The organism is Burkholderia sp. A9 (assembly GCF_000801975.1).
Map to the genome: position 1 here is coordinate 33,932 of NZ_JSZN01000022.1, position 22,624 is coordinate 56,555.

Annotated in this window: 30 protein-coding genes; 29 read left to right on the plus strand and 1 reads right to left on the minus strand. The window is 66.6% G+C overall.

Going from position 1 to position 22,624, the window contains the following annotated elements; all coding sequences use genetic code 11:
• Window positions 1–24: 24 nt before the first annotated feature.
• From thiS to tatC, 28 genes are all read left to right on the plus strand, one after another.
• A complete protein-coding gene (gene thiS, locus PI86_RS11525; protein ID WP_014898319.1) occupies window positions 25–222 on the plus strand; it encodes a sulfur carrier protein ThiS in 198 nt (65 codons plus the stop codon).
• Window positions 223–259: 37 nt separating this feature from the next.
• Window positions 260–1,075: a thiazole synthase gene (locus PI86_RS11530; RefSeq protein ID WP_039322226.1), complete on the plus strand. Its 816-nt coding sequence runs from the start codon at window positions 260–262 to the stop codon at window positions 1,073–1,075.
• Window positions 1,072–2,196, plus strand: coding sequence for a thiamine phosphate synthase (thiE, locus tag PI86_RS16485; protein WP_039322227.1), 1,125 nt, complete (start codon window positions 1,072–1,074; stop codon window positions 2,194–2,196). The genes PI86_RS11530 and thiE overlap by 4 nt, the downstream gene beginning before the upstream one ends.
• An 84-nt stretch (window positions 2,197–2,280) precedes the next feature.
• On the plus strand, window positions 2,281–3,102 hold the full coding sequence (locus tag PI86_RS11540) for an ABC transporter ATP-binding protein (RefSeq protein WP_014898316.1): 822 nt from the start codon (window positions 2,281–2,283) through the stop codon (window positions 3,100–3,102).
• On the plus strand, window positions 3,099–3,866 hold the full coding sequence (mlaE, locus tag PI86_RS11545) for a lipid asymmetry maintenance ABC transporter permease subunit MlaE (protein ID WP_014898315.1): 768 nt from the start codon (window positions 3,099–3,101) through the stop codon (window positions 3,864–3,866). Before PI86_RS11540 ends, mlaE begins: the two co-directional genes overlap by 4 nt.
• A 24-nt stretch (window positions 3,867–3,890) precedes the next feature.
• A complete protein-coding gene (gene mlaD, locus PI86_RS11550) occupies window positions 3,891–4,451 on the plus strand; it encodes an outer membrane lipid asymmetry maintenance protein MlaD (RefSeq protein WP_039322230.1) in 561 nt (186 codons plus the stop codon).
• A gap of 33 nt (window positions 4,452–4,484) precedes the next feature.
• Window positions 4,485–5,450, plus strand: a complete 966-nt coding sequence (locus PI86_RS11555; RefSeq protein WP_014898313.1) for an MlaA family lipoprotein — start codon at window positions 4,485–4,487, stop codon at window positions 5,448–5,450.
• Between the two features lie 111 nt (window positions 5,451–5,561).
• A complete protein-coding gene (locus tag PI86_RS11560; RefSeq protein WP_039322295.1) occupies window positions 5,562–6,191 on the plus strand; it encodes an MlaC/ttg2D family ABC transporter substrate-binding protein in 630 nt (209 codons plus the stop codon).
• Window positions 6,188–6,463 carry an STAS domain-containing protein gene (locus PI86_RS11565; RefSeq protein ID WP_014898311.1) on the plus strand — a complete coding sequence of 92 codons (276 nt, stop codon included), beginning with the start codon at window positions 6,188–6,190 and terminating at the stop codon, window positions 6,461–6,463. Before PI86_RS11560 ends, PI86_RS11565 begins: the two co-directional genes overlap by 4 nt.
• Window positions 6,464–6,655: 192 nt before the next feature.
• The gene (locus tag PI86_RS11570; protein WP_039322235.1) at window positions 6,656–7,582 is read left to right on the plus strand and encodes an ABC transporter ATP-binding protein; all 927 of its coding nucleotides are present in this window, start codon (window positions 6,656–6,658) and stop codon (window positions 7,580–7,582) included.
• On the plus strand, window positions 7,579–8,418 hold the full coding sequence (locus PI86_RS11575) for an ABC transporter permease (RefSeq protein ID WP_235362742.1): 840 nt from the start codon (window positions 7,579–7,581) through the stop codon (window positions 8,416–8,418). Before PI86_RS11570 ends, PI86_RS11575 begins: the two co-directional genes overlap by 4 nt.
• Before the next feature lie 50 nt (window positions 8,419–8,468).
• Entirely contained in the window at window positions 8,469–8,708 is a 240-nt protein-coding gene (locus PI86_RS11580; protein WP_006477131.1) for a BolA family protein, read from the plus strand.
• A 13-nt stretch (window positions 8,709–8,721) separates the two neighbouring features.
• The gene (murA, locus tag PI86_RS11585; RefSeq protein ID WP_039322245.1) at window positions 8,722–10,071 is read left to right on the plus strand and encodes a UDP-N-acetylglucosamine 1-carboxyvinyltransferase; all 1,350 of its coding nucleotides are present in this window, start codon (window positions 8,722–8,724) and stop codon (window positions 10,069–10,071) included.
• Complete coding sequence (gene hisG, locus PI86_RS11590; RefSeq protein ID WP_006751807.1) at window positions 10,068–10,721, plus strand: ATP phosphoribosyltransferase; 654 nt, start codon at window positions 10,068–10,070, stop codon at window positions 10,719–10,721. The genes murA and hisG overlap by 4 nt, the downstream gene beginning before the upstream one ends.
• 24 nt (window positions 10,722–10,745) lie before the next feature.
• Entirely contained in the window at window positions 10,746–12,062 is a 1,317-nt protein-coding gene (hisD, locus tag PI86_RS11595; RefSeq protein WP_014898307.1) for a histidinol dehydrogenase, read from the plus strand.
• Between the two features lie 121 nt (window positions 12,063–12,183).
• Window positions 12,184–13,257: a histidinol-phosphate transaminase gene (gene hisC, locus PI86_RS11600; protein ID WP_039322249.1), complete on the plus strand. Its 1,074-nt coding sequence runs from the start codon at window positions 12,184–12,186 to the stop codon at window positions 13,255–13,257.
• Window positions 13,258–13,322: 65 nt separating this feature from the next.
• The gene (hisB, locus tag PI86_RS11605; RefSeq protein WP_006751804.1) at window positions 13,323–13,910 is read left to right on the plus strand and encodes an imidazoleglycerol-phosphate dehydratase HisB; all 588 of its coding nucleotides are present in this window, start codon (window positions 13,323–13,325) and stop codon (window positions 13,908–13,910) included.
• Between the two features lie 61 nt (window positions 13,911–13,971).
• Window positions 13,972–14,592: a YchE family NAAT transporter gene (locus tag PI86_RS11610; RefSeq protein WP_039322252.1), complete on the plus strand. Its 621-nt coding sequence runs from the start codon at window positions 13,972–13,974 to the stop codon at window positions 14,590–14,592.
• Window positions 14,589–15,230 carry an imidazole glycerol phosphate synthase subunit HisH gene (hisH, locus tag PI86_RS11615; protein ID WP_014898304.1) on the plus strand — a complete coding sequence of 214 codons (642 nt, stop codon included), beginning with the start codon at window positions 14,589–14,591 and terminating at the stop codon, window positions 15,228–15,230. The genes PI86_RS11610 and hisH overlap by 4 nt, the downstream gene beginning before the upstream one ends.
• 163 nt (window positions 15,231–15,393) lie before the next feature.
• Entirely contained in the window at window positions 15,394–16,149 is a 756-nt protein-coding gene (gene hisA, locus PI86_RS11620) for a 1-(5-phosphoribosyl)-5-[(5-phosphoribosylamino)methylideneamino]imidazole-4-carboxamide isomerase (protein ID WP_039322255.1), read from the plus strand.
• A gap of 105 nt (window positions 16,150–16,254) precedes the next feature.
• Window positions 16,255–17,028, plus strand: a complete 774-nt coding sequence (gene hisF / locus PI86_RS11625; protein WP_027783356.1) for an imidazole glycerol phosphate synthase subunit HisF — start codon at window positions 16,255–16,257, stop codon at window positions 17,026–17,028.
• Entirely contained in the window at window positions 17,028–17,444 is a 417-nt protein-coding gene (gene hisI, locus PI86_RS11630; RefSeq protein ID WP_014898301.1) for a phosphoribosyl-AMP cyclohydrolase, read from the plus strand. The genes hisF and hisI overlap by 1 nt, the downstream gene beginning before the upstream one ends.
• Window positions 17,441–17,806 (plus strand): phosphoribosyl-ATP diphosphatase, encoded by a 366-nt coding sequence (locus PI86_RS11635; RefSeq protein ID WP_006485344.1) that lies wholly within the window; start codon window positions 17,441–17,443, stop codon window positions 17,804–17,806. The genes hisI and PI86_RS11635 overlap by 4 nt, the downstream gene beginning before the upstream one ends.
• 71 nt (window positions 17,807–17,877) lie before the next feature.
• On the plus strand, window positions 17,878–18,270 hold the full coding sequence (locus tag PI86_RS11640) for a DUF4870 family protein (protein ID WP_039322269.1): 393 nt from the start codon (window positions 17,878–17,880) through the stop codon (window positions 18,268–18,270).
• 29 nt (window positions 18,271–18,299) lie between these two features.
• Window positions 18,300–18,665 (plus strand): histidine triad nucleotide-binding protein, encoded by a 366-nt coding sequence (locus PI86_RS11645; RefSeq protein WP_039322271.1) that lies wholly within the window; start codon window positions 18,300–18,302, stop codon window positions 18,663–18,665.
• Window positions 18,666–18,759: 94 nt separating this feature from the next.
• Window positions 18,760–18,990 (plus strand): Sec-independent protein translocase subunit TatA, encoded by a 231-nt coding sequence (tatA, locus tag PI86_RS11650; RefSeq protein ID WP_034183658.1) that lies wholly within the window; start codon window positions 18,760–18,762, stop codon window positions 18,988–18,990.
• 26 nt (window positions 18,991–19,016) lie between these two features.
• Entirely contained in the window at window positions 19,017–19,547 is a 531-nt protein-coding gene (gene tatB / locus PI86_RS11655; protein WP_039322276.1) for a Sec-independent protein translocase protein TatB, read from the plus strand.
• 41 nt (window positions 19,548–19,588) lie between these two features.
• Window positions 19,589–20,371: a twin-arginine translocase subunit TatC gene (gene tatC / locus PI86_RS11660; protein ID WP_039322280.1), complete on the plus strand. Its 783-nt coding sequence runs from the start codon at window positions 19,589–19,591 to the stop codon at window positions 20,369–20,371.
• 226 nt (window positions 20,372–20,597) lie between these two features.
• On the opposite strand, the gene PI86_RS11665 is transcribed toward tatC, so the two are convergent.
• Window positions 20,598–21,803 (minus strand): Do family serine endopeptidase, encoded by a 1,206-nt coding sequence (locus tag PI86_RS11665; protein WP_014898295.1) that lies wholly within the window; start codon window positions 21,801–21,803, stop codon window positions 20,598–20,600.
• Between the two features lie 21 nt (window positions 21,804–21,824).
• Between PI86_RS11665 and PI86_RS11670 the strand changes: the two genes are divergently transcribed.
• Window positions 21,825–22,571 carry a Nif3-like dinuclear metal center hexameric protein gene (locus tag PI86_RS11670; RefSeq protein ID WP_039322283.1) on the plus strand — a complete coding sequence of 249 codons (747 nt, stop codon included), beginning with the start codon at window positions 21,825–21,827 and terminating at the stop codon, window positions 22,569–22,571.
• Window positions 22,572–22,624 lie beyond the last annotated feature (53 nt).

Sequence of the window (22,624 nt, forward strand, 5' to 3'; positions counted from 1 at the left end):
GCCGACCGAATTCGACCAAGCCTCATGGATATCCAGATCAACCAACAGACCCTGACGCTGCCCGACGGCGCGACGGTGGCCGACGCGCTCGCCGCGTACGGCGCGCGTCCGCCGTACGCGGTCGCGTTGAACGGCAATTTCGTCGCGCGCACGCAGCATGCAGCGCGCGCGCTCGCGACGGGCGACAAGCTCGACGTGGTGCACCCCGTCGCGGGCGGCTGAGCGCCGCCGGTTCGCCCCGCTCTTCCAGGAAAACGACATGACGTCCCTCACTTCCGCCGACGCGCTGACGCTGTACGGCGAAACCTTCGCAAGCCGCGTGCTGCTCGGCACGTCGCGCTATCCGTCGCTGCAGTCGCTGTCCGATTCGATCGCCGCGTCGCGTCCCGGGATGGTGACGGTCGCGCTGCGCCGCCAGATGACCGGCGGAACCGCCGAGGCCGGCTTCTTCGACCTGCTCAAGCGCCACGCGGTGCCGCTGCTGCCGAACACGGCCGGCTGCCAGACCGTCGCCGAGGCGGTGACGACCGCACACATGGCGCGCGAGGTCTTCGACACTGACTGGATCAAGCTCGAGCTGATCGGCGACGACTATACGCTGCAGCCCGATCCGGTCGGGCTGATCGAGGCGGCCGCGCAACTGGTCAAGGACGGCTTCAAGGTGCTCCCGTACTGCACCGAGGATCTCGTGATCGGCCGGCGCCTGCTCGACGTCGGCTGCGAGGCGCTGATGCCGTGGGGCGCGCCGATCGGCACGGGCAAGGGCGTCGTGAACCCGTACGGGCTGCGGGTGCTGCGCGAGCGGCTGCCGGACGTGCCGCTGATCGTCGACGCCGGACTCGGCGTGCCGTCGCATGCGTGTCAGGTGATGGAGTGGGGCTTCGACGGCGTGCTGCTGAACACGGCCGTGTCGCAGGCCACCCACCCGGAGATCATGGCGCGCGCGTTCGCGCAGGGCGTCGAGGCCGGCCGGGCGGCCTACCTCGCCGGGCCGATGGATGCGCGCGAGACTGCGCATGCGAGCACGCCGGTCGTCGGGATGCCGTTCTGGCATCAGGACGGGGGCGGTGCATGAGCGTGCGATTTGCCGATGCATTCTGGCCGCCGGCCGACGAGCTGGCCGAAGCGGCCGAGCAGATTCGCGCCCGCCTGGGCGACTGGCCGACCAGCACGACGCCGTGGCGGCTCTGCGTGGCGGCGCCCGAGGTGCCGGCCGCCGGCGACGTGCTGATCGTGTCGGCTGGCGACCGCGCCGCGCAGGCGCGCGCGTCCGCCGCGTCGCGCCCGGCGTCGCCGGATGCGGTCGCGATCGAATTCGACGAACGCGGCGCGGCGCTGCATGCCGCGGGCGAGCGCTACGCACTCGAATCCGCGCACCCGCTCGCGGACGACTGGATCGCGGCGCTCGCCGCGTTCCTCGATTGCGGCTTCGCGCCGATCGACGCGCTGGTGCTCGCGCTGGCGTGGCGCGACGGCGACGAGACGCGCGCGGCGGATGCATGGCCGGTCGATGCCGCGCGGTTCCCGCGCGTCGCCGGCTTGGCCGCCGCGCCGGAGCCGGCGTTTCCGCCATGCCCCACGCAATTGGGGCTCTATCCGGTCGTGCCGGACGCCGAATGGGTCGAACGCGTGCTCGATTGCGGCGCGCGGACCGTGCAGCTGCGAGTGAAAGGCGCGAATCCCGACGCGTTACGCGGGGAAATCGCGCGTGCGGTCGCGGCAGGGCGCCGCTATCCCGAAGCGCGTGTGTTCATCAACGATCACTGGCAGATCGCGGTAGAAGAGGGCGCGTACGGCGTACACCTGGGTCAGGAAGATCTCGAAACGGCCGATCTCGCGGCGATCGCGCGCGCCGGCCTGCGGCTTGGGCTGTCGAGCCACGGTTATTACGAGATGTTGCGGGCATTGCATGAGCGGCCGAGCTATCTCGCGCTCGGTCCCGTGTACGCGACGGCGACCAAGGCGGTCGCGGCGCCGCCGCAGGGCCTTGCCCGAATCGCCCGCTACGCGCGCTTCGCGGGGGCGCGGGCGCCGCTCGTCGCGATCGGCGGCGTCGGGCTCGACGCGTTGCCGGACGTGCTGGCGACGGGCGTCGGCAGCGTCGCGGTGGTCAGTGCGGTGACGGGCGCTATCGAGTATCGGGCGGCGATTGTTGCGTTGCAGCAATGCTTTGCCCGACAATTTGACAATCATTGACCGCAGGGCCCGGAACGGCGTCACGACATCATTCCAAGGCAGGCCCTATAATTCGGCGTTCTGCGTAAAAGGACTGTCAGCTCCGTGAGCCCCACTCCTACCGAGACCCTGCTGGAACTTCGCGACGTCGACTTTGGCTACGGCGACCGCCTCGTCCTGTCGAACCTGAACCTGCGCTTCGGGCGCGGCCAGGTCGTCGCTGTCATGGGCGGATCGGGTTGCGGCAAGACGACCGTGCTGCGCCTGATCGGCGGCCTCGTGCGTGCGCGCCGCGGCCAGGTGCTGTTCGACGGCGCCGACGTCGGCGCGCAGACGCGCGACGGCCTGTACGCGCTGCGCCGCAAAATGGGCATGCTGTTCCAGTTCGGCGCGCTGTTCACCGACATGTCGGTGTTCGAGAACGTCGCGTTCGCGCTGCGCGAACACACCGATCTGCCCGAAGACCTGATCCGCGACCTCGTGCTGATGAAGCTCAACGCGGTCGGCCTGCGCGGCGCGCGCGACCTGATGCCGTCCGAGGTGTCGGGCGGGATGGCGCGTCGCATTGCGCTTGCGCGCGCGATCGCGCTCGATCCGCAGCTCATCATGTACGACGAGCCGTTCGCGGGCCTCGACCCGATCTCGCTCGGCATCACCGCGAACCTGATCCGCACGCTGAACGAGGCACTCGGCGCGACCTCGATCCTCGTCACGCACGACGTGCCGGAATCGTTCGCGATCGCCGATTACGTGTATTTCCTGGCCAATGGCGGCGTGCTCGCGCAGGGCACGCCGGACGAGCTGCGTGCATCGACCGATCCGAGCGTGCGCCAGTTCATCGACGGCGCGCCGGACGGCCCGTTCAAATTTCATTACACGAGCCCGCCGCTGGCAGCGGATTTCGGGCTCGGCGGAGGGCGCGCATGATCAGCGCGATCGGACGTTATGTCACCGGCGGCCTCGAGCGCGCGGGCTACGGCACGCGGCTGTTCGTGCGCCTCGTGCTGGAATTCTTCCCGTTGCTGCGCCGGCCCCGGCTGGTCACGAAGCAGATCCACTTCCTCGGCAACTATTCGTTCGTGATCATCGCCGTGTCGGGCCTGTTCGTCGGCTTCGTGCTCGGCCTGCAGGGCTACTACACGCTGAACCGCTACGGGTCCGAGCAGGCGCTCGGCCTCCTGGTCGCGCTGTCGCTCGTGCGCGAACTCGGCCCGGTCGTGACCGCGCTGCTGTTCGCGGGCCGCGCGGGCACGTCGCTCACGGCCGAGATCGGCCTGATGAAGGCCGGCGAGCAGCTCACCGCGCTCGAGATGATGGCGGTCGACCCGATCAAGACGGTGATCGCGCCGCGCATGTGGGCCGGCATCATCGCGATGCCGCTGCTCGCCGCGATCTTCAACGCGGTCGGCGTGCTCGGCGGCTATTTCGTCGGGGTCGTGCTGATCGGCGTCGATCCGGGTGCGTTCTGGTCGCAGATGCAGGGTGGGGTCCAGGTCTGGGCCGACGTCGGCAACGGCGTGCTCAAGAGCATCGTGTTCGGGTTCGCCGTGACCTTCATTGCGCTGTATCAAGGGTATGAAGCGAAGCCCACGCCAGAGGGCGTGTCGCGCGCGACGACCAAGACGGTCGTGTTCGCGTCGCTCGCCGTACTCGGCCTCGATTTCCTGCTGACCGCGCTGATGTTCAGCTAAGCCTCAGCCAAGCCAAATTTTGGGATGACGATGAAAAAGACTGCTCTCGACTTCTGGGTCGGCCTGTTCGTGGTGGTGGGCTTCCTTGCGGTGCTGTTCCTGGCGCTGAAGGTCGGCAACATGAGCTCGCTGTCGTTTCAGCCGACCTATTCGGTGAAGATGAAATTCGACAATATCGGCGGGCTGAAGCCGCGCGCGGCCGTGAAGAGTGCCGGCGTCGTGGTCGGCCGCGTGAAGTCGATCGGCTTCGATACGAACACGTACCAGGCGCTCGTGACGATCGACGTCGACGGCCAGTACCCGTTCCCGAAGGATTCGTCGGCGAAGATCCTGACGTCGGGCCTGCTCGGCGAGCAATATATCGGTCTCGATCCGGGCGGTGATACCGAAATGCTGAAGGCGGGCGATACGATTGCGATGACGCAGTCGGCGATCGTGCTCGAGAACCTGATCGGCCAGTTCCTGTACAGCAAGGCAGCCGACGCGGGCGGCGCGAAGCCGGCAGCCGGTGCATCGGCTGCACCGGCCGCGCCCGCACCGGTGGCGGTGCCGGCGTCCGCGGTGTCCGGTTCTGGCGCCCAATAAACCACACGAGAGAAAGACAAGAGGGTAATGACCATGCAGACGATCCGCATCAGGAACGCCGCGCTCGCGGTGGCGGCAGTCGCCGCGTTGAGCGGTTGCGCGACCGTGCAGACGCCGACCAAGGGCGATCCGCTCGAAGGCTTCAACCGGACGATGTACAAGTTCAACGACACGGTCGACACGTATGCGCTGAAGCCGGTCGCGCAGGGCTACCAGTACGTGGTGCCGCAGCCGGTGCGCGATAGCGTGACCAACTTCTTCTCGAACATCGGCGACGTCTACATCGCGGCGAACAACATCGTGCAGCTGCGGATCGCGGACGGCGTCGGCGACCTGATGCGCGTCGTGATCAACACGGTGTTCGGCGTTGGCGGCCTGTTCGACGTCGCGACGATCGCGAAGCTGCCGAAGCACACGGCCGACTTCGGGATCACGATGGGCCGCTACGGGATGCCGTCGGGCCCGTATCTGGTGCTGCCGCTGCTGGGCCCGAGCACGCTGCGCGACACGGCTGGCCTCGGCGTCGACTATGTTGGCAACCCGCTCACCTACGTCAAGCCGGATGGCCTGAGCTGGGGCCTGTTCGGCGTGAACCTCGTCAACACGCGCGCGAACCTGCTCGGCGCGGGCGACGTGCTGAACGCCGCGGCGCTCGACAAGTACTCGTTCGTGCGCAATGCGTACCTGCAACGCCGCCAGATGCTGATCGACAATGCGCGTGGCGAGGCTGGCGCGAGCTCGAGCAGTGATGCGCTGCCGAAGTACGACCTGCCGGACGACGGTGCGGCGCCGGCGGCAGCCGGCGCGGCCGGTACGGCGGGCGCAGCGGCAGTCGGCGGGGCCACGGCGCCAGCCGGTGCATCGGGCGCGGCCGTTGCGGTGCCGGCTTCGGGCACCGCCGAATCGCCGAACCCGGCCAGCGAAACGAATGTGCCGGCCATGCAGATGACGCCGCCGTCTCCGGGCGGGTTCCGCTTCCCGAGCATCAAGCTGCACTGACCCATTTACATTCGTTACAGCCGGAAACGATTCAGTCGGTAGCGCACGCGAACTTGCGCGTAAGCTACCGTCTCCAACCTTCGCATCGACTCATTCATGCAGGTCACTATGATGAAAAAACTGTTCCTGATCCCCGTTTTCGCGGCGCTGTTCTCGTTCGGCAGCGCAGCTCACGCGCAAGTCGACCAGTCGAACCCGCAGGCGCTGATCAAGACGGCGACGCAGCAGGTGCTCGACGAAGTCAAGCAGCAGACGATCAAGCAGGGCGACACCAATCGCATCATTACGATCGTCAACAAGGACATCCTGCCGTACACCGATTTCCGCCGCACCACGCAGCTCGCGATGGGCCGCAACTGGCGCACGGCGTCGGCCGAGCAGCAGCAGCAGGTTCAGGAGCAGTTCAAGCTGCTGCTGATCCGCACGTATTCGGGCGCGCTGGCTCAGCTGAAGCCGGACCAGCAGATCCAGTACCCGCCGTTCCGCGCCGATCCGGCCGATACCGACGTCGTGGTCAAGACGGTCGCGATGAACAACGGACAGCCGGTCCAGATCGACTACCGCCTGTACAAGACGGCCAACGGCTGGCGGGTGTATGACCTGAACGTGCTCGGCGCATGGCTGATCCAGACGTACCAGCAGCAGTTCAACGAGAAGATCCAGCAAAGCGGCGTGGACGGCCTGATCAAGTTCCTGACGCAGCGCAACCAGGAACTTGCCGCGGGCAAGCAGGCGTCGTGAGCGGCTTCGAGGCCGGTTCCACGCTGACCGTCGCGAGCGCGAAGTCCGCGCTCGCGGACGGTCTCGCACGCATCGGCGCGGGTGCTACCGCCGTCGATTGCGCGGCGCTGACGCAGTTCGACTCGTCCGCGCTCGCCGTGCTGCTCGCATGGCAACGTGCCGCCAAAGCGCGCGGCACGACCCTCGACATCCTCAATCTCCCCCCGAAGCTCGCCAGCCTCGCGCACGCCTACGGCGTCGACGCCCTCATCGAAGGCACCGGGCGACATTGACCCTGTCCGACCGAAGCCTGCCGCGCCAGCCGGCGCGCGCCAGCTTCAGGCCGCGCGCCTCCGGCGCCGGCTCCACCAGCCGGTTTGCCCTATAATCAAGCGTTTTGCGGGGCAGCCAATCGGCGTCCGGCCCCCATTTTCATTCGCAGCAAGCACAGAATAGGCGTCGCGGCCGTTGCGCCGCGCACAGTCATGTCAGCCATAGAAATCCGTCACGTCAAGAAGCGCTACAAATCGCTTCAGGCGCTCAAGGGCGTCAGTCTGTCGGTCGAGGAAGGCGAGTTTTTTGGTCTGCTCGGTCCGAACGGCGCAGGCAAGACCACGCTCATCAGTATCCTCGCCGGGCTTGCCCGGGCCGACGAAGGCAGTATCTCGGTGCGTGGCCACGACGTCGTCAAGGACTTCCGGGATGCGCGTCGCGCGCTCGGCGTCGTGCCGCAGGAACTCGTGTTCGACCCGTTCTTCACCGTCCGCGAGACGCTGCGGATCCAGTCCGGCTATTTCGGGCTGCGCCGCAACGACGACTGGATCGACGAAGTCATGGCCAATCTCGACCTCACCGAGAAGGCCGACGCGAACATGCGCGCGCTGTCGGGCGGGATGAAGCGCCGCGTGCTGGTCGCGCAGGCGCTCGTGCACCGGCCGCCCGTGATCGTGCTCGACGAGCCGACTGCCGGTGTCGACGTCGAACTGCGCCAGACGCTGTGGAAATTCATCTCGCGACTGAACCGCGAGGGCCACACGATCGTCCTGACCACCCATTACCTCGAGGAAGCCGAGGCGCTGTGCGATCGCATTGCGATGCTGCGTCGCGGTGAAGTCGTCGCGCTTGACCGCACCGACGCGCTGCTGCGCCGCTTTGCGGGGCTGCAGCTGTACCTGCGGCTCGCGACGGGCGCGTTGCCGGCCGAGCTGCGCGGGCTGGAGACCGATCCGGCCGCACGCGCGCCGGGCGAGCACCTGCTGCGTCTCACGAGCTACGACGATGTCGAGCGCATCCTCGCGCAGTGTCGCGCGGCGGGTTGCACGTTCGACGAGATCGAGGTCCGCAAGGCGGACCTCGAAGATGTGTTCGTCCAGGTGATGAACGGGGCCGAGGTGATCGAGGGTCTGGCATGAATCAACAACGCCCACGCGAACTGCGTTCGCTGTCCGCCGAGGGGGCGCCCGCCCCGCTCGGGGCTGCCCGGGAAGTGGCCGGAAGCGGTTTTCGTACGCTGTTCTACAAGGAACTCCTGCGTTTCTGGAAGGTGGCGATCCAGACGGTGCTCGCGCCCGTCGTGACGGCGCTGCTGTATCTGACGATCTTCGGCCACGCGCTGTCGGGCCGCGTCGAGGTCTATCCGGGTGTCGAGTACGTGAGCTTCCTGGTCCCGGGCCTCGTGATGATGAGCGTGCTGCAGAACGCGTTCGCGAACAGCTCGTCGTCGCTGATCCAGTCGAAGATCACCGGCAACCTCGTGTTCGTGCTGCTGCCGCCGCTGTCCTACAGGGACATCTTCGGCGCGTACGTGCTCGCGTCCATCGTGCGCGGCCTCGCGGTCGGCACGGGCGTGTTCGTCGTGACGATCTGGTTTATCCCGATGCATTTCGCGGCGCCGTTGTTCATCATCGCGTTCGCGCTGCTCGGTTCGGCGATCCTCGGCACACTCGGGCTGATCGCCGGGATCTGGGCCGAGAAATTCGACCAGCTCGCCGCGTTCCAGAACTTCCTGATCATGCCGCTGACGTTCCTGTCCGGCGTGTTCTATTCGACGCACTCGCTGCCGCCCGTGTGGCGCGAGATCTCGCGTCTCAACCCGTTTTTCTACATGATCGACGGCTTCCGTTACGGGTTCTTCGGCGCGTCCGACATCAACCCGCTCGCGAGCCTCGCGATCGTCACCGGTTTCTTCGTGCTGCTCGCGATGTTCGCGATGCGGCTGCTCGCGACCGGCTACAAACTACGTCATTGATATCGACGGCGGCGGCCGCCACGGGCGGCGCGCGCCGACAGGAGCCCCTCATGTTGCCGACTCCCGAACAGGTCAAGCAATACATCGCCGGCGGTCTCGCCTGCACTCATCTGGAAGTCGAAGGCGACGGCCAGCATTTCTTCGCGACGATCGTGTCGGCGGCCTTCGAAGGCAAGCGGCCGATCCAGCGGCACCAGCTCGTCTATGCGGCGCTCGGCGATCGCATGAAGCAGGAAATTCACGCGCTCAGCATGAAGACGCTGACGCCCGCCGAATGGCAGAACGCATAACCGGAACCACTGAGTGCAAGTCACCGTCAACGAGCGCGACGCCGTCCAGAGCGTCGCCACGGCACACCCGGCCGTCAACGGGGAATCGCAGGGGCAGGGGATGGACAAGCTGGTGATCGAAGGCGGTCGCCGGCTGTCCGGCGAGATCGTCGTGTCGGGCGCGAAGAACGCCGCGCTGCCGATCCTGTGCGCGGGGCTGCTCAGCGCCGAGCCGGTCGAGCTCGACAACGTGCCGAACCTGAAGGACGTGCGCACCACGCTGAAGGTGCTGAATCAGATGGGCGTGAAGAGCGAAACGGACGGCTGCCGCGTGCAGCTCGACGCGTCGCGTGTCGACAACCTCGTCGCGCCGTACGAGCTCGTGAAGACGATGCGCGCGTCGATCCTCGTGCTCGGGCCGCTGCTCGCGCGCTTCGGCGAAGCGAAGGTGTCGCTGCCGGGCGGCTGCGCGATCGGCGCGCGTCCGGTCGACCAGCACATCAAGGGCCTGCAGGCGATGGGCGCCGAGATCAGCATCGAGCACGGCTTCATCGAAGCGCGCGCGAAGCGCCTGAAGGGCGCGCGCATCGTGACCGACATGATCACCGTGACGGGCACGGAAAACCTGCTGATGGCCGCCACGCTTGCCGATGGCGAGACGGTGATCGAGAACGCGGCGCGCGAGCCGGAAGTGAGCGATCTCGCACACTTGCTGGTCGCGATGGGCGCGAAAATCGACGGCATCGGCACCGATCGCCTCGTGATCCAGGGTGTCGAGCGGCTGCATGGCGCGCGCCATGCGGTGATTCCCGACCGCATCGAGGCCGGCACGTTCCTGTGTGCAGTGGCGGCGGCGGGCGGCGACGTGATGCTGACTGGCGTGCGCCCGCACATCCTCGACGCGGTGATCGACAAGCTGCGCGAGGCCGGCGTTTCGATCGAGGAAGGCGACAGCTGGCTGCGCGTGAAGATGGACCGCCGCCCGCAGGCGGTGACGATCCGCACGTCGGAATACCCGGCGTTCCCGACCGACATGCAGGCGCAGTTCATGGCCCTCAATTCGGTCGCGACGGGCACCGCGCAGGTCGTCGAGACCATTTTCGAGAACCGCTTCATGCACGTGCAGGAGCTGAACCGGCTCGGCGCGAACATCACGGTCGACGGCAACACGGCGCTCGTGACGGGCGTCGACAAGCTGTCCGGCGCGAACGTGATGGCCACCGACCTGCGCGCATCGGCGAGCCTCGTGATCGCCGGGCTGCGCGCCGAAGGCGAAACGCTCGTCGACCGCATCTATCACCTGGACCGCGGCTACGACCGCATGGAAACCAAACTGACCGCCGTCGGCGCGAACGTGCGCCGCCTCTCCGGGAGCCAAGCATGACCGCGCCGCTGACCCTCGCCCTGTCGAAGGGCCGGATTTTCGAGGAAACCCTGCCGCTGCTGGCGGCCGCCGGCGTGCAGGTGGCCGAGGATCCGGAAACGTCGCGCAAGCTGATCCTGCCGACGACCGATCCGAACCTGCGCGTGATCATCGTGCGCGCGAGCGACGTACCGACCTACGTCGAATACGGCGCGGCCGATTTCGGTGTGGCCGGCAAGGACGTGCTGGTCGAGCACGGCGGCTCGGGCCTGTACCAGCCGATCGATCTGAATATTGCTCGCTGCCGGATGTCGGTGGCCGTGCCGGCCGGCTTCGACTACGCGAACGCGGTGCGCCAGGGCGCGCGCCTGCGGGTCGCGACCAAGTATGTCGAAACGGCGCGCGAACACTTCGCCGCGAAGGGCGTGCACGTCGACCTGATCAAGCTGTACGGCTCGATGGAACTGGCGCCGCTGGTCGGCCTCGCCGACGCGATCGTCGACCTCGTCAGCTCGGGCGGCACGCTGAAGGCGAACAATCTGGTCGAGGTCGAGGAGATCATGGCGATCTCGTCGCGCCTCGTCGTGAACCAGGCTGCGCTGAAGTTGAAGCGCGCGGCGCTCAAGCCGATTCTCGACGCGTTCGAACGCGCGTCGCAGAATGGCAATTGAGTGCATCACCGTAACGGAACTCCCATGGCCATCACCATCCGCAAACTCGATTCGACGAGCGAAGGCTTCGACGCCGCGCTGCGTGCGGTGCTCGCATTCGAGGCGAGCGAGGACGACGCGATCGAGCAATCGGTCGCGCAGATTCTCGCCGACGTGAAGTCGCGCGGCGACGCCGCGGTGCTCGAGTACACGAACCGCTTCGACCGGCTGGACGCGAGCAGCGTCGCCGCGCTCGAACTGCCGCAGGACGCGCTGCAGACGGCGCTCGACGGCCTCGCGCCGAAGGCGCGCGCGGCGCTGGAAGCCGCGGCCGCACGCGTGCGTGCGTACCACGAGAAGCAGAAGATCGAGTGCGGCACGCATAGCTGGCAGTACACGGAAAGCGACGGCACGGTGCTCGGCCAGAAGATCACGCCGCTCGACCGCGTCGGCCTGTACGTGCCGGGCGGCAAGGCCGCCTATCCGTCGTCGGTGCTGATGAACGCGATTCCCGCGCGCGTCGCGGGTGTCGGCGAGATCGTGATGGTCGTGCCGACCCCGGACGGCGTGAAGAACGAGCTCGTGCTCGCCGCGGCGCTGCTCGGCGGCGTCGATCGCGTGTTCACGATCGGCGGCGCGCAGGCGGTCGGCGCGCTCGCGTACGGCACGGCCACGGTGCCGCCGGTCGACAAGATCTGCGGGCCGGGCAATGCGTACGTCGCGTCGGCGAAGCGCCGCGTGTTCGGCACGGTCGGCATCGACATGATCGCCGGGCCGTCGGAAATCCTCGTGCTGTGCGACGGCACGACCGATCCGAACTGGGTCGCGATGGACCTGTTCTCGCAGGCCGAACACGACGAGCTCGCGCAGTCGATCCTGCTGTGCCCCGACGGCGCATTCCTCGAGCGCGTCGAGAAGGCGATCGACGAGCTGCTGCCGACGATGCCGCGCCAGGACGTGATCCGCGCGTCGCTCGAAGGCCGCGGCGCGCTGATCAAGGTCCGCGACATGGCCGAAGCGTGCCGCATCGCGAACGACATCGCACCCGAGCACCTCGAGATTTCCGCGCTGGAGCCGCAGCAATGGGGCCAGCAGATCCGCCACGCGGGCGCGATCTTCCTTGGCCGCTACACGAGCGAAAGCCTCGGCGACTACTGCGCGGGCCCGAACCACGTGCTGCCGACGTCGCGCACCGCGCGCTTCTCGTCGCCGCTCGGCGTGTACGATTTCATCAAGCGCTCGAGCCTGATCGAAGTCAGCGCCGAAGGCGCGCAGACGCTCGGCGAGATCGCCTCCGAGCTCGCGTACGGCGAAGGGCTGCAGGCACACGCGCGGAGCGCCGAACTCCGGATGAAGGGGTGACACGCACGCCGGGGCCGGTGCCGACGCATCGACTCCGGTCGACGAGGAGACCCAGCGCAAGGCGGCAGCCGCCGCCTTGCCGACCATTTGATGCCGGCGCGACGCACGCCGGCTTGAGACCATGACGACGCCACAAGACATCATCCGCCGCGACGTGCTCGCGATGACGAGCTACCCGGTGCCCGACGCGAGCGGGTTCGTGAAGCTCGACGCGATGGAGAACCCGTATTCGCTGCCCGCGCCGCTGGCGGCGGCGCTCGGCGAGCGCCTCGCGCAGGTCGCGCTGAACCGCTACCCGGCGCCGCGCCCGGGCGCGCTGCTCGACAAGCTGCGCCGCGCGATGGGCGTGCCGGCCGCATGCGACGTGCTGCTCGGCAACGGCTCGGACGAAATCATCAGCATGATGTCGGTGGCGTGCGCCAGGCCGGGTGCGAAGGTACTCGCGCCGGTGCCGGGCTTCGTGATGTACGAGCTGTCGGCGAAGTTCGCGCAGCTCGACTTCGTCGGGGTGCCGCTGAAGGCCGACCTGACGCTCGACGCGGATGCCATGATCGCGGCGATCGCCGAGCACCGGCCCGCGCTCGTTTATCTCGCCTACCCGAACAACCCGACCGGCACGCTGTACGACGAAACCGACGTCGAGCGGATCATCGCGGCCGCACGGCACAGCCTGATCGTGATCGACGAGGCGTACCAGCCGTTCGCGGAGCGCTCGTGGCTGCCGCGCGCCGCCGAGTTCGACAACGTCGTCGTGATGCGCACGGTGTCGAAGCTCGGCCTCGCGGGGATCCGCCTCGGCTATCTCGCCGGGCTGCCCGCGTGGCTGACCGAGTTCGACAAGGTGCGCCCGCCGTACAACATCAACGTGCTGACCCAGGCGACCGTCGATTTCCTGCTCGACCACCTCGACGTGCTCGACGCGCAGGCGGCCGAACTGCGCGCGGAACGCACGCGTCTTGCGAATGCCGTGGCCGCATTGCCGGGCGCGACGGTGTTCCCGAGCGCGGGCAATTTCCTGCTGGTGCGCGTGCCCGACGCGGCGGCCGTGTTCGATGCATTGCTCACCGAGCGGGTGCTGGTCAAAAACGTGAGTAAAATGCATCCGTTGCTGTCCGAATGCGTGCGGCTGACCGTCGGTTCTCCCGACGAAAACGCGCGCCTGCTGGCTGCTTTGAAACTCGCGCTGCCCGGTTGAGCCCAGGGCGCGGCGGCGCGCGACGATCAATCCCCATTTACATCAGACTCAATCAAGGAATTGCCATGCGTGTGGCGGAAGTCGTTCGCAATACCAGCGAAACGCAGATCCGTGTGAAGCTCGATCTCGACGGTACGGGCCGGCAGAAGCTGGCTACCGGCGTGCCGTTTCTCGACCATATGCTCGACCAGATCGCGCGACACGGTCTGATCGATCTCGAGGTCGAAGCGCATGGCGATACGCATATCGACGACCACCACACGGTCGAGGATGTCGGCATCACGCTCGGCCAGGCCGTCGCGAAGGCGATCGGCGACAAGAAGGGCATCCGTCGCTACGGCCATTCGTACGTGCCGCTCGACGAGGCGCTGTCGCGCGTCGTGATCGACTTCTCGGGTCGGCCGGGTCTGGAATTCCACGTGCCGTTCACGCGCGCGCGGATCGGCACGTTCGACGTCGATCTGTCGATCGAATTCTTCCGCGGGTTCGTGAACCACGCGGGTGTCACGCTGCACATCGACAACCTGCGCGGGATCAACGCGCACCATCAACTGGAAACGGTGTTCAAGGCCTTCGGCCGGGCACTGCGCGCGGCGGTGGAGCTCGACGAGCGGGCGGCGGGGCAGATTCCGTCGACGAAGGGCAGCCTCTGAGTTCCAGACGAACTGACGCCAAGGACAACCTGACGGCTTCGGCGCGGCGCGCCGGCTTGCGATGGATCTGCTCAAATCGTTCATTTCGCTGCTAGCGCTGATCAACCCGGTCGGCGCGGTGCCGTTCTTCCTGAGCCTGACGGCGCAGCAGACGGACGACGAGCGGCGCCGCACGATCCGGATCGCGTCGGTGTCGGTGTTCTGCGTGATGACGGTGACGACGCTGCTCGGGCAGCAGATCATCAACTTCTTCGGCATTTCGGTCGGCTCGCTCGAAGTGGGCGGCGGGATCATCATGCTGCTGATGGCGATCAACATGCTGAACGCGCAGATCGGCAACACGCGATCGACGCCGGAGGAGCGCCACGAGGCCGAGATGAAGGACAACATCGCGGTCGTGCCGCTGGCGATTCCGCTGCTCACGGGCCCCGGCTCGATCAGCACGGTGATCATCTATGCGGCGAACTCGCATCACTGGTATGAGCGGGCCGGGCTTGTCGCGATCGGCGCGGTCCTGGCCCTGCTGTGTTTCTTCGCGATGCGGCTTGCCGAGCCGATCGCGAACTGGATTGGCCGCACCGGCATCAACATCGCCACGCGGCTGATGGGTCTGATGCTGTCGGCGCTGGCGGTGGAATTCATCGTCAATGGACTGAGGGCGCTACTGCCTGCACTGAGATGAAAACTTCGATTGCGATTGTGGATTATGGGATGGGCAACCTGCGCTCGGTCGCGCAGGCGCTCAAGAAGGCCGAACCGGCCGCCGACGTGGCGATCGTCGACACGCCGGCTGCGATTCGCGCGGCCGACCGTGTCGTGCTGCCCGGCCAGGGCGCGATGCCCGACTGCATGCGCTGCCTCGGCGAATCGGGGCTGCAGGAAGCAGTGATCGAGGCATCACGCACGAAGCCGCTGCTCGGCGTATGCGTCGGCGAGCAGATGCTGTTCGACTGGAGCGCGGAAGGCGACACGAAGGGCTTGGGCCTGCTGCCCGGCAAGGTCGTGCGTTTCGAGCTCGACGGCCGGCTGCAGGACGACGGCTCGCGCTTCAAGGTGCCGCAGATGGGCTGGAACCGCGTGCGCCAGTCGCAGCCGCACCCGCTGTGGGACGGCGTGCCTGACGATGCGTATTTCTACTTCGTGCACAGCTATTACGTGACGCCGGACAACCCGGCTCACACGGTCGGCGAAACGGCATACGGCGCGCCGTTTACGTCCGCGGTCGCGCGGGACAACCTCTTCGCGACCCAATTCCACCCCGAGAAAAGCGCGGAAGTCGGGTTGCGTCTGTATCGCAACTTCGTACACTGGAAACCGTGAACGTGGTGCGCGAGCCACAGTCGACGGGGCGGAAACGCCTGTCGCGCGGGGCTCACGCGCTTATGCGCCGAAAGAGTTGTACTAAACTAGCGAGACGGCGCGGTACCGGATTGGCCGGTACGCGCCGGATACTTTTCATTTTCCACGACGACACCCGATTGCTATGTTGCTGATTCCGGCCATCGATCTCAAAGACGGTCAGTGTGTGCGCCTCAAACAGGGCGATATGGACCAGGCCACGATTTTTTCCGAGGACCCGGCGGCGATGGCCCGCAAGTGGGTCGATCTCGGCGCCCGGCGGCTCCATCTGGTCGACCTGAACGGCGCATTCGCCGGCAAGCCGAAGAATCTCGAGGCGATCGAAGCGATCCTCGACGAAGTCGGCGATGAAATCCCCGTACAGCTCGGCGGCGGCATCCGCAGCCTCGAGACGATCGAGAAGTACCTCGACGCCGGCCTGTCCTACGTGATCATCGGCACGGCGGCCGTGAAGGACCCGGGCTTCCTGCAGGACGCGTGCACCGCGTTCGCCGGCAGCATCATCGTCGGCCTCGATGCGAAGGACGGCAAGGTCGCGACCGACGGCTGGAGCAAGCTGACCGGCCACGAAGTGATCGATCTCGCGCAGAAGTTCGAGGACTACGGCGTCGAATCGATCGTCTACACGGACATCGGCCGCGACGGGATGCTGCAGGGCATCAACATCGAGGCGACCGTGAAGCTCGCGCAGGCGGTCGGCATTCCGGTGATCGCCAGCGGCGGCCTGTCGAACCTTACCGACATCGAGAACCTGTGCGAAGTGGAAGGAGACGGCGTCGAAGGCGTGATCTGCGGCCGTGCGATCTACTCCGGCGATCTCGATTTCGCGGCCGCGCAAAAGCGCGCGGACGAACTGAACGGCGAACTCGACAACGCGTAACGCGGTTGTCCCGTTCGCCGGGGCTGCCAGCAGGCGGCCCCGACCGGAAGCCTCGCGCGAGGCTTCCGCAACCGGCCGTCCCATCGCGGCATATGGCGCAACATCATGGCTCTAGCTAAACGCATCATCCCCTGCCTGGACGTGACTGCCGGGCGTGTCGTCAAGGGCGTCAACTTCGTCGAACTGCGCGATGCCGGCGACCCCGTCGAAATCGCCCGCCGTTACGACGACCAGGGTGCCGACGAACTGACGTTCCTCGACATCACCGCGACCTCCGATCAGCGCGACCTGATCCTGCCGATCATCGAGGCGGTCGCGTCGCAGGTCTTCATTCCGCTGACCGTCGGCGGCGGCGTGCGCGCTGTCGAGGACGTGCGGCGCCTGCTGAACGCGGGCGCGGACAAGGTCAGCATGAATTCGTCTGCGGTCGCGAACCCGCAGCTCGTGCGCGACGCGGCCGACAAGTACGGCTCGCAGTGCATCGTCGTCGCGATCGACGCGAAGCGCGTGTCGGCCGACGGCGAAACGCCGCGCTGGGAAGTCTTCACGCACGGCGGCCGCAAGAATACGGGCCTCGACGCGATCGAATGGGCGCGCAAGATGGCCGAGCTCGGCGCGGGCGAGATCCTGCTCACGAGCATGGACCGCGACGGCACGAAGTCGGGCTTCGACCTCGCGCTCACGCGCGGCGTGTCGGACGCGGTGCCGGTGCCGGTGATCGCATCGGGCGGTGTCGGCTGCCTGCAGGATCTCGCGGACGGCATCAAGGACGGGCGCGCCGACGCGGTGCTGGCCGCAAGCATCTTCCACTACGGCGAGCACACGGTCGGCGAGGCGAAGCGCTTCATGTCCGACCAGGGCATCGCGGTGAGGCTGTGATGAATACCGAAACGAAATCCCTGCCCGCGTGGCTCGACAAGGTCCGCTGGGACGACAACGGCCTCGTGCCGGTGATCGCGCAGGAAGCGTCGACGAACGACGTGCTGATGTTCGCGTGGATGAACCGCGAGGCGCTGGCGAAGACGATCGAGACGCAGCGCGCGGTCTATTATTCGCGCTCGCGCAAGCGCCTGTGGTTCAAGGGCGAGGAGTCGGGCCACGTGCAGCACGTGCACGAGGTGCGGCTCGACTGCGACGAGGACGTCGTGCTGCTGAAGGTCGAGCAGGTGTCGGGCATTGCATGCCACACCGGCCGGCATTCGTGCTTCTTCCAGAAATTCGAAGGCAACGTGGACAGCGGCGACTGGGTCGCGGTCGAGCCGGTGCTGAAAGATCCCGAACACATCTACAAATGACGCAATCGACCGAAGACACGCTGCTGCGCCTCGCGGCCGTGATCGATAGCCGCAAGGGCGGTGACCCCGACCAATCGTACGTATCGCGCCTGTTCCACAAGGGCGACGACGCGGTGCTGAAGAAGATCGGCGAAGAGGCGACGGAAGTCGTGCTGGCCGCGAAGGACGTGCGCCAGGGCGGCGCGCCGACGGCGCTGGTCGGCGAAGTGGCCGATCTGTGGTTCCACTGCCTCGTGATGCTGTCGCATTTCGACCTGAGCCCGGCCGACGTGATCGCCGAGCTCGAGCGCCGCGAAGGGCTGTCGGGCATCGAGGAGAAGGCGCTGCGCAAGCGCCGCGAGCGCGAGGAAAACGGCGGGTGACAGGCAGCGGCCCGCCGCGGTGGCAACAGTGAGGTAAGCTGTAAGAATTGTCATCTGACGGGGGTAGCATCATGACCGATACACCGAGCCAGTTTCCGACACCGTCGGTGCCGGGCGCAGCAGACGCCGAGCGACTGAACGGACTGCGCACGCTGACGCACGTGCTGTACGGCCTGTACGCGATTCATTGGCTGACGGGCGGCGTCACCGGCCTCATCGCGATCATCATCAACTATGTGAAGCGCGGCGATGTGGCCGGCACGCCGTACGCCGACCATTTCGAGTGGCAGATCCGCACGTTTTGGCGCGCGCTGATCGCGTACGTGATCGGCTTCGCACTGATGTTCGTGGCGGTGGGATTCGTCATCATGTTTGTCACATGGATCTGGACGCTGTACCGTATCATCAAGGGTTGGCTGTACCTGAACGACAACAAGACGCTCGATCCGCAGGCCTGGTTCTGACCGGCGAGCGGGCGTTTCGCAGGAGCAACATGAGTCACGATCCGAATTGCCTGTTCTGCAAGATCGCGGCGGGCGAGATCCCGAGCACGAAGGTGCACGAGGACGACGAATTCGTCGCGTTCCGCGACATCCGCCCGGCGGCCGAGACGCACGTGCTCGTGATTCCGCGCCGGCACCTGCCGACGCTGTCGGCGGCGAGCGAGGTCGATGCGCCGATGCTCGGCCGGCTGATGCTGCTCGTCGCGCGTCTGGCCGATCAGTTGGGCGTCGCGTACACGGGCGGCGCAACCGGCTTTCGCATGGTGATCAACACGGGTCCCGGCGGCGGGCAGGAGGTCTACCACCTGCACGCGCATATCCTGGCCGGCCCGCGCCCGTGGCAGCGGATGGGTTGACGTAGCGGGGCGTTTCCCCCGCATCGATAGTCGAAGCCGGCGTGCCGCCGGCGATTTGCGCCGCGACGCGGCGTGGTTGAGGAGAGGTTTCATCATGGGTGGATTGAGCATTTGGCACTGGCTGATCGTGCTGCTGATCGTCGCGCTGGTTTTCGGTACGAAGAAGTTGCGCAACATCGGCAACGACCTCGGCAGCGCCGTGAAGGGTTTCAAGGACGGGATGAAGGAAGGCGAAACGCCGGCGGACGCGCAGCAACTGCCGCGCTCGGGCTCGGTCGACGTCAACGCGAAGGAAACGACGCGTTCCGACTCGAACAAGGCGTAACGCCGGCACGCTGACAGGCATTCGCAATGCTGGATCTCGGTCTTTCGAAGATGGCGCTGATCGGCGTCGTCGCGCTCGTGGTGCTCGGCCCCGAGCGCCTGCCGCGCGTCGCGCGTACGGCCGGCGCATTGTTCGGCCGCGCGCAGCGGTACATCAACGACGTGAAGGCCGAGGTCTCGCGCGAAATCGAACTCGACGCACTGCGGACGATGAAGACCGATTTCGAGGCGGCCGCGCGCAATGTCGAGACGACGATTCACGATAACCTGCGCGAGCACGAGAAGGAACTGAACGACACGTGGAACTCCGCGGTCGGCGGTCCCAACGCAGGCTCGGTCGATGCCGGCACGTACGGTTCCGACGCGCCTGCAGCGCCGTCATGGCGCGGCAGCACGGCCGCGCTCGCGCCGAAGCGTCGCAACTGGCGTGTGAAGCAGGCAGCGACGCCTGTCTGGTACAAGCGCGCGACCACCCGTCGCACGCACGTGCAGTCGGGCGCCGCGCGTGTCGCGCGCCACCAGCCGGCCAGCCTGCGCCGGCCGACGCGCTTCTTCTGAGCCGAGCGCATGCTCGCTCGTCAATCCTACCGAGGGCCGGTGTGAGCGACCCCCAGCAGAACCCGGGCGACGCCCCGGAAGAAACCTTCATTTCCCATCTCGTCGAGCTTCGCGATCGCATCATTCGCGCGGGCTTGGCCGTGATCGTCGTGTTCCTCGGGCTCGTCTATTGGGCGCCCGACATCTTCCGGCTGCTCGCGCGGCCGCTGATGGAGAACCTGCCGAAGGGCGGCAGGATGATCGTGACCGATGTCACTGGCTCGTTCTTCGTGCCGATGAAGGTCACGATGCTCGTCGCGCTCGTGATCGCGTTGCCGATCGTGCTGTACCAGATCTGGGCGTTCGTCGCGCCGGGGCTGTACCAGCACGAGAAGAAGCTCGTCGCGCCGCTCGTCGGCAGCAGCTACTTCCTGTTCCTGTGCGGGATGGCGTTCGCGTACTTCCTCGTGTTCCCGACGATCTTTCGCGTGATGGCGCACTACAACGCGCCGCTCGGCGCGGAGATGTCGACCGACATCGACAACTATCTGAGCTTCGTGCTCGGGATGTTCATCGCGTTCGGGGTCACGTTCGAAGTGCCGATCATCGTCGTGCTGCTGGTGCGGATGGGGGTGCTGACGCTGAAGAAGCTGAAGGAGATCCGGCCGTACGTGATCGTTGGCGCATTCGTCGTCGCAGCGGTCGTCACGCCGCCGGACGTATTCTCGCAACTGATGCTCGCGCTGCCGCTCATCGTGCTGTTCGAGGTGGGGCTGCTGGCTGCGCGCTTCTTCGTGCCGAAGCCGACGGAAGCGCCCGAGGCGGAGAACGGCGCCGCGAGTTGACGCCGGAGCAGCATGCGCCGGCCGGCAGCGGTGGCTGCGTCCGACGCGCCGTTCGGCGACGTCGCAGCCGGACGGTAGATCGGACGCGCAGGCGGTGCGGGCGAACGCAGCTTCACCGCGACGAAAGAACGTCGATGCAAAGCAAAAGGGCAGCTCAAGTCTGAGCTGCCCTTTTGCATTTCCGTCTTCGGCCTGCCGACGGCACCGATGCGCCGGCCGCCGGATGTCACTCGCTGTCGCTGTCCTGTTCGTCGAGCGTCTGCTTCGGCGGCGGCGGGCGCTTGCCGATCACGACGTTCACGTCGAACTCCTTGCCCTTGCGCACGACGTGCACCTTGGTCGGCGTGCCCGGCTTGATCTGCGCGACGGTGTTCAGCAGCTTCGTCGTGTCGGTGATGTCCTCGCCGTTCACGCTCACGAGGATGTCGCCCGGCTTGATGCCGGCCTTGTCGGCGGGGCCGCCCTGCAGCACGCCTGCGACGATCGCACCGGATTTCTGCTGGAGCCCGAACGACTCGGCGATTTCCGGCGTGACGTCCTGCGGCTCGACGCCGATCCAGCCGCGCGTGACCGAGCCCGTCGTGATGATGCTTTCGAGCACGGTGCGCGCGGTCGACACGGGAATCGCGAAGCCGATGCCGAGCGAGCCGCCCGAGCGCGAGTAGATCGCCGTGTTGATGCCGAGCAGGTTGCCGTTCACGTCGACCAGCGCGCCGCCCGAGTTGCCGGGGTTGATCGGCGCGTCGGTCTGGATGAAGTTCTCGAACGTATTGATGCCGAGGTGATTGCGGCCGAGCGCGCTGATGATCCCCATCGTGACCGTCTGGCCGACGCCGAACGGGTTGCCGATCGCGAGTACGACGTCGCCGACCCGCGACTGGTCCGAACGGCCGAGCGTGATCGTCGGCAGGTTCGTCATGTTGATCTTCAGCACGGCCAGGTCGGTTTCCGGGTCGCTGCCGATCACCTTCGCGGTGGCCGTGCGGCCGTCGGCGAGCGCGACTTCGATCTGGTCGGCGCCGTCTACGACGTGCTGGTTCGTTAGAATGTAACCTTCCGGGCTCACGATAACGCCTGAGCCGAGGTTGGCGGCCGGTTCGTCCTGTTGCTTGCGGGCGTTGCGGTCGCCGAAGAAGTAGCGGAACAGCGGATCTTTCGCGCGCGGATCGGGCGGCAGCGAGCCATCCTTGCTGGAGAATACGTTGACGACAGCGGGCATCGCCTTTTGCGCGGCCTCGGCGTACGACGTGGTCGCCGGAGCACCGCCGATGCCCGGCGCGACTTCCCGTAGCGCAACGATCGGCGTGGCGAGCTGCTTGCCGAGCTGTCCTTGCCGTTGCAGCCATTGCGGCTTGAGCGTCACGACGATGAACATCAGCGCGAGCAGCACCGTTACCGCCTGCGCGAAGAACAGCCAGAAGCGTCTAAGCATCTGAATGGATTAGAGGTTTATATGGATCGGATCGAACTTGAATTGTACTTGAACAATACCCTTGAAACCGCGCGCTTCAAGGACTATTGCCCGAACGGCCTCCAGGTCGAGGGGCGCCGCAAGATCGAGAAGATCGCCACCGGCGTGACGGCGTCGGTCGCGTTCCTCGAAGCCGCGCTCGAATGGGGGGCGGATGCAGTGCTCGTCCATCACGGCTATTTCTGGCGCAACGAGGCGCCGCAGATCACGGGCCGCAAGTACCAGCGCCTGAAGCTGCTGCTTGCGAACGACCTGAACCTGTTCGCGTTCCACCTGCCGCTCGACGCACATCCGGAGTTCGGCAACAACGCGCAACTCGGCGCGAAGCTCGGGCTGCTCGGCGAGCAGCGTTTCGGCGATGGCGACCTCGGCTGGATGGCGACGCTGCCGATGCCGGTGACGCTCGAGCACTTCGTCGCGAAGGTCGAGCGCACGCTCGGCCGCACGCCGCTCGTGTTGGGCGATGCGGATATGCAGTTGCGCCGCATCGCGTGGTGCACGGGCGCGGCGCAGAGCTATTTCGATGCCGCGATCGACGCCGGCGCGGACGTGTTCCTGACCGGCGAGGTGTCCGAACCCGTCACGCACGCGGCGGCCGAGAGCGGCGTCGCGTTCGTTGCGGCAGGGCACCATGCGACCGAACGCTACGGAATCCAGGCGCTCGGCACCCACTTGTCCGAAGAATTCGATATCGAACACCTTTTTATCGATATTCATAATCCGGTCTGAGCCGCGGATTTGCGGCGGTGCATCGAAATTTCGCAATGTAGTGGATGCTTAAA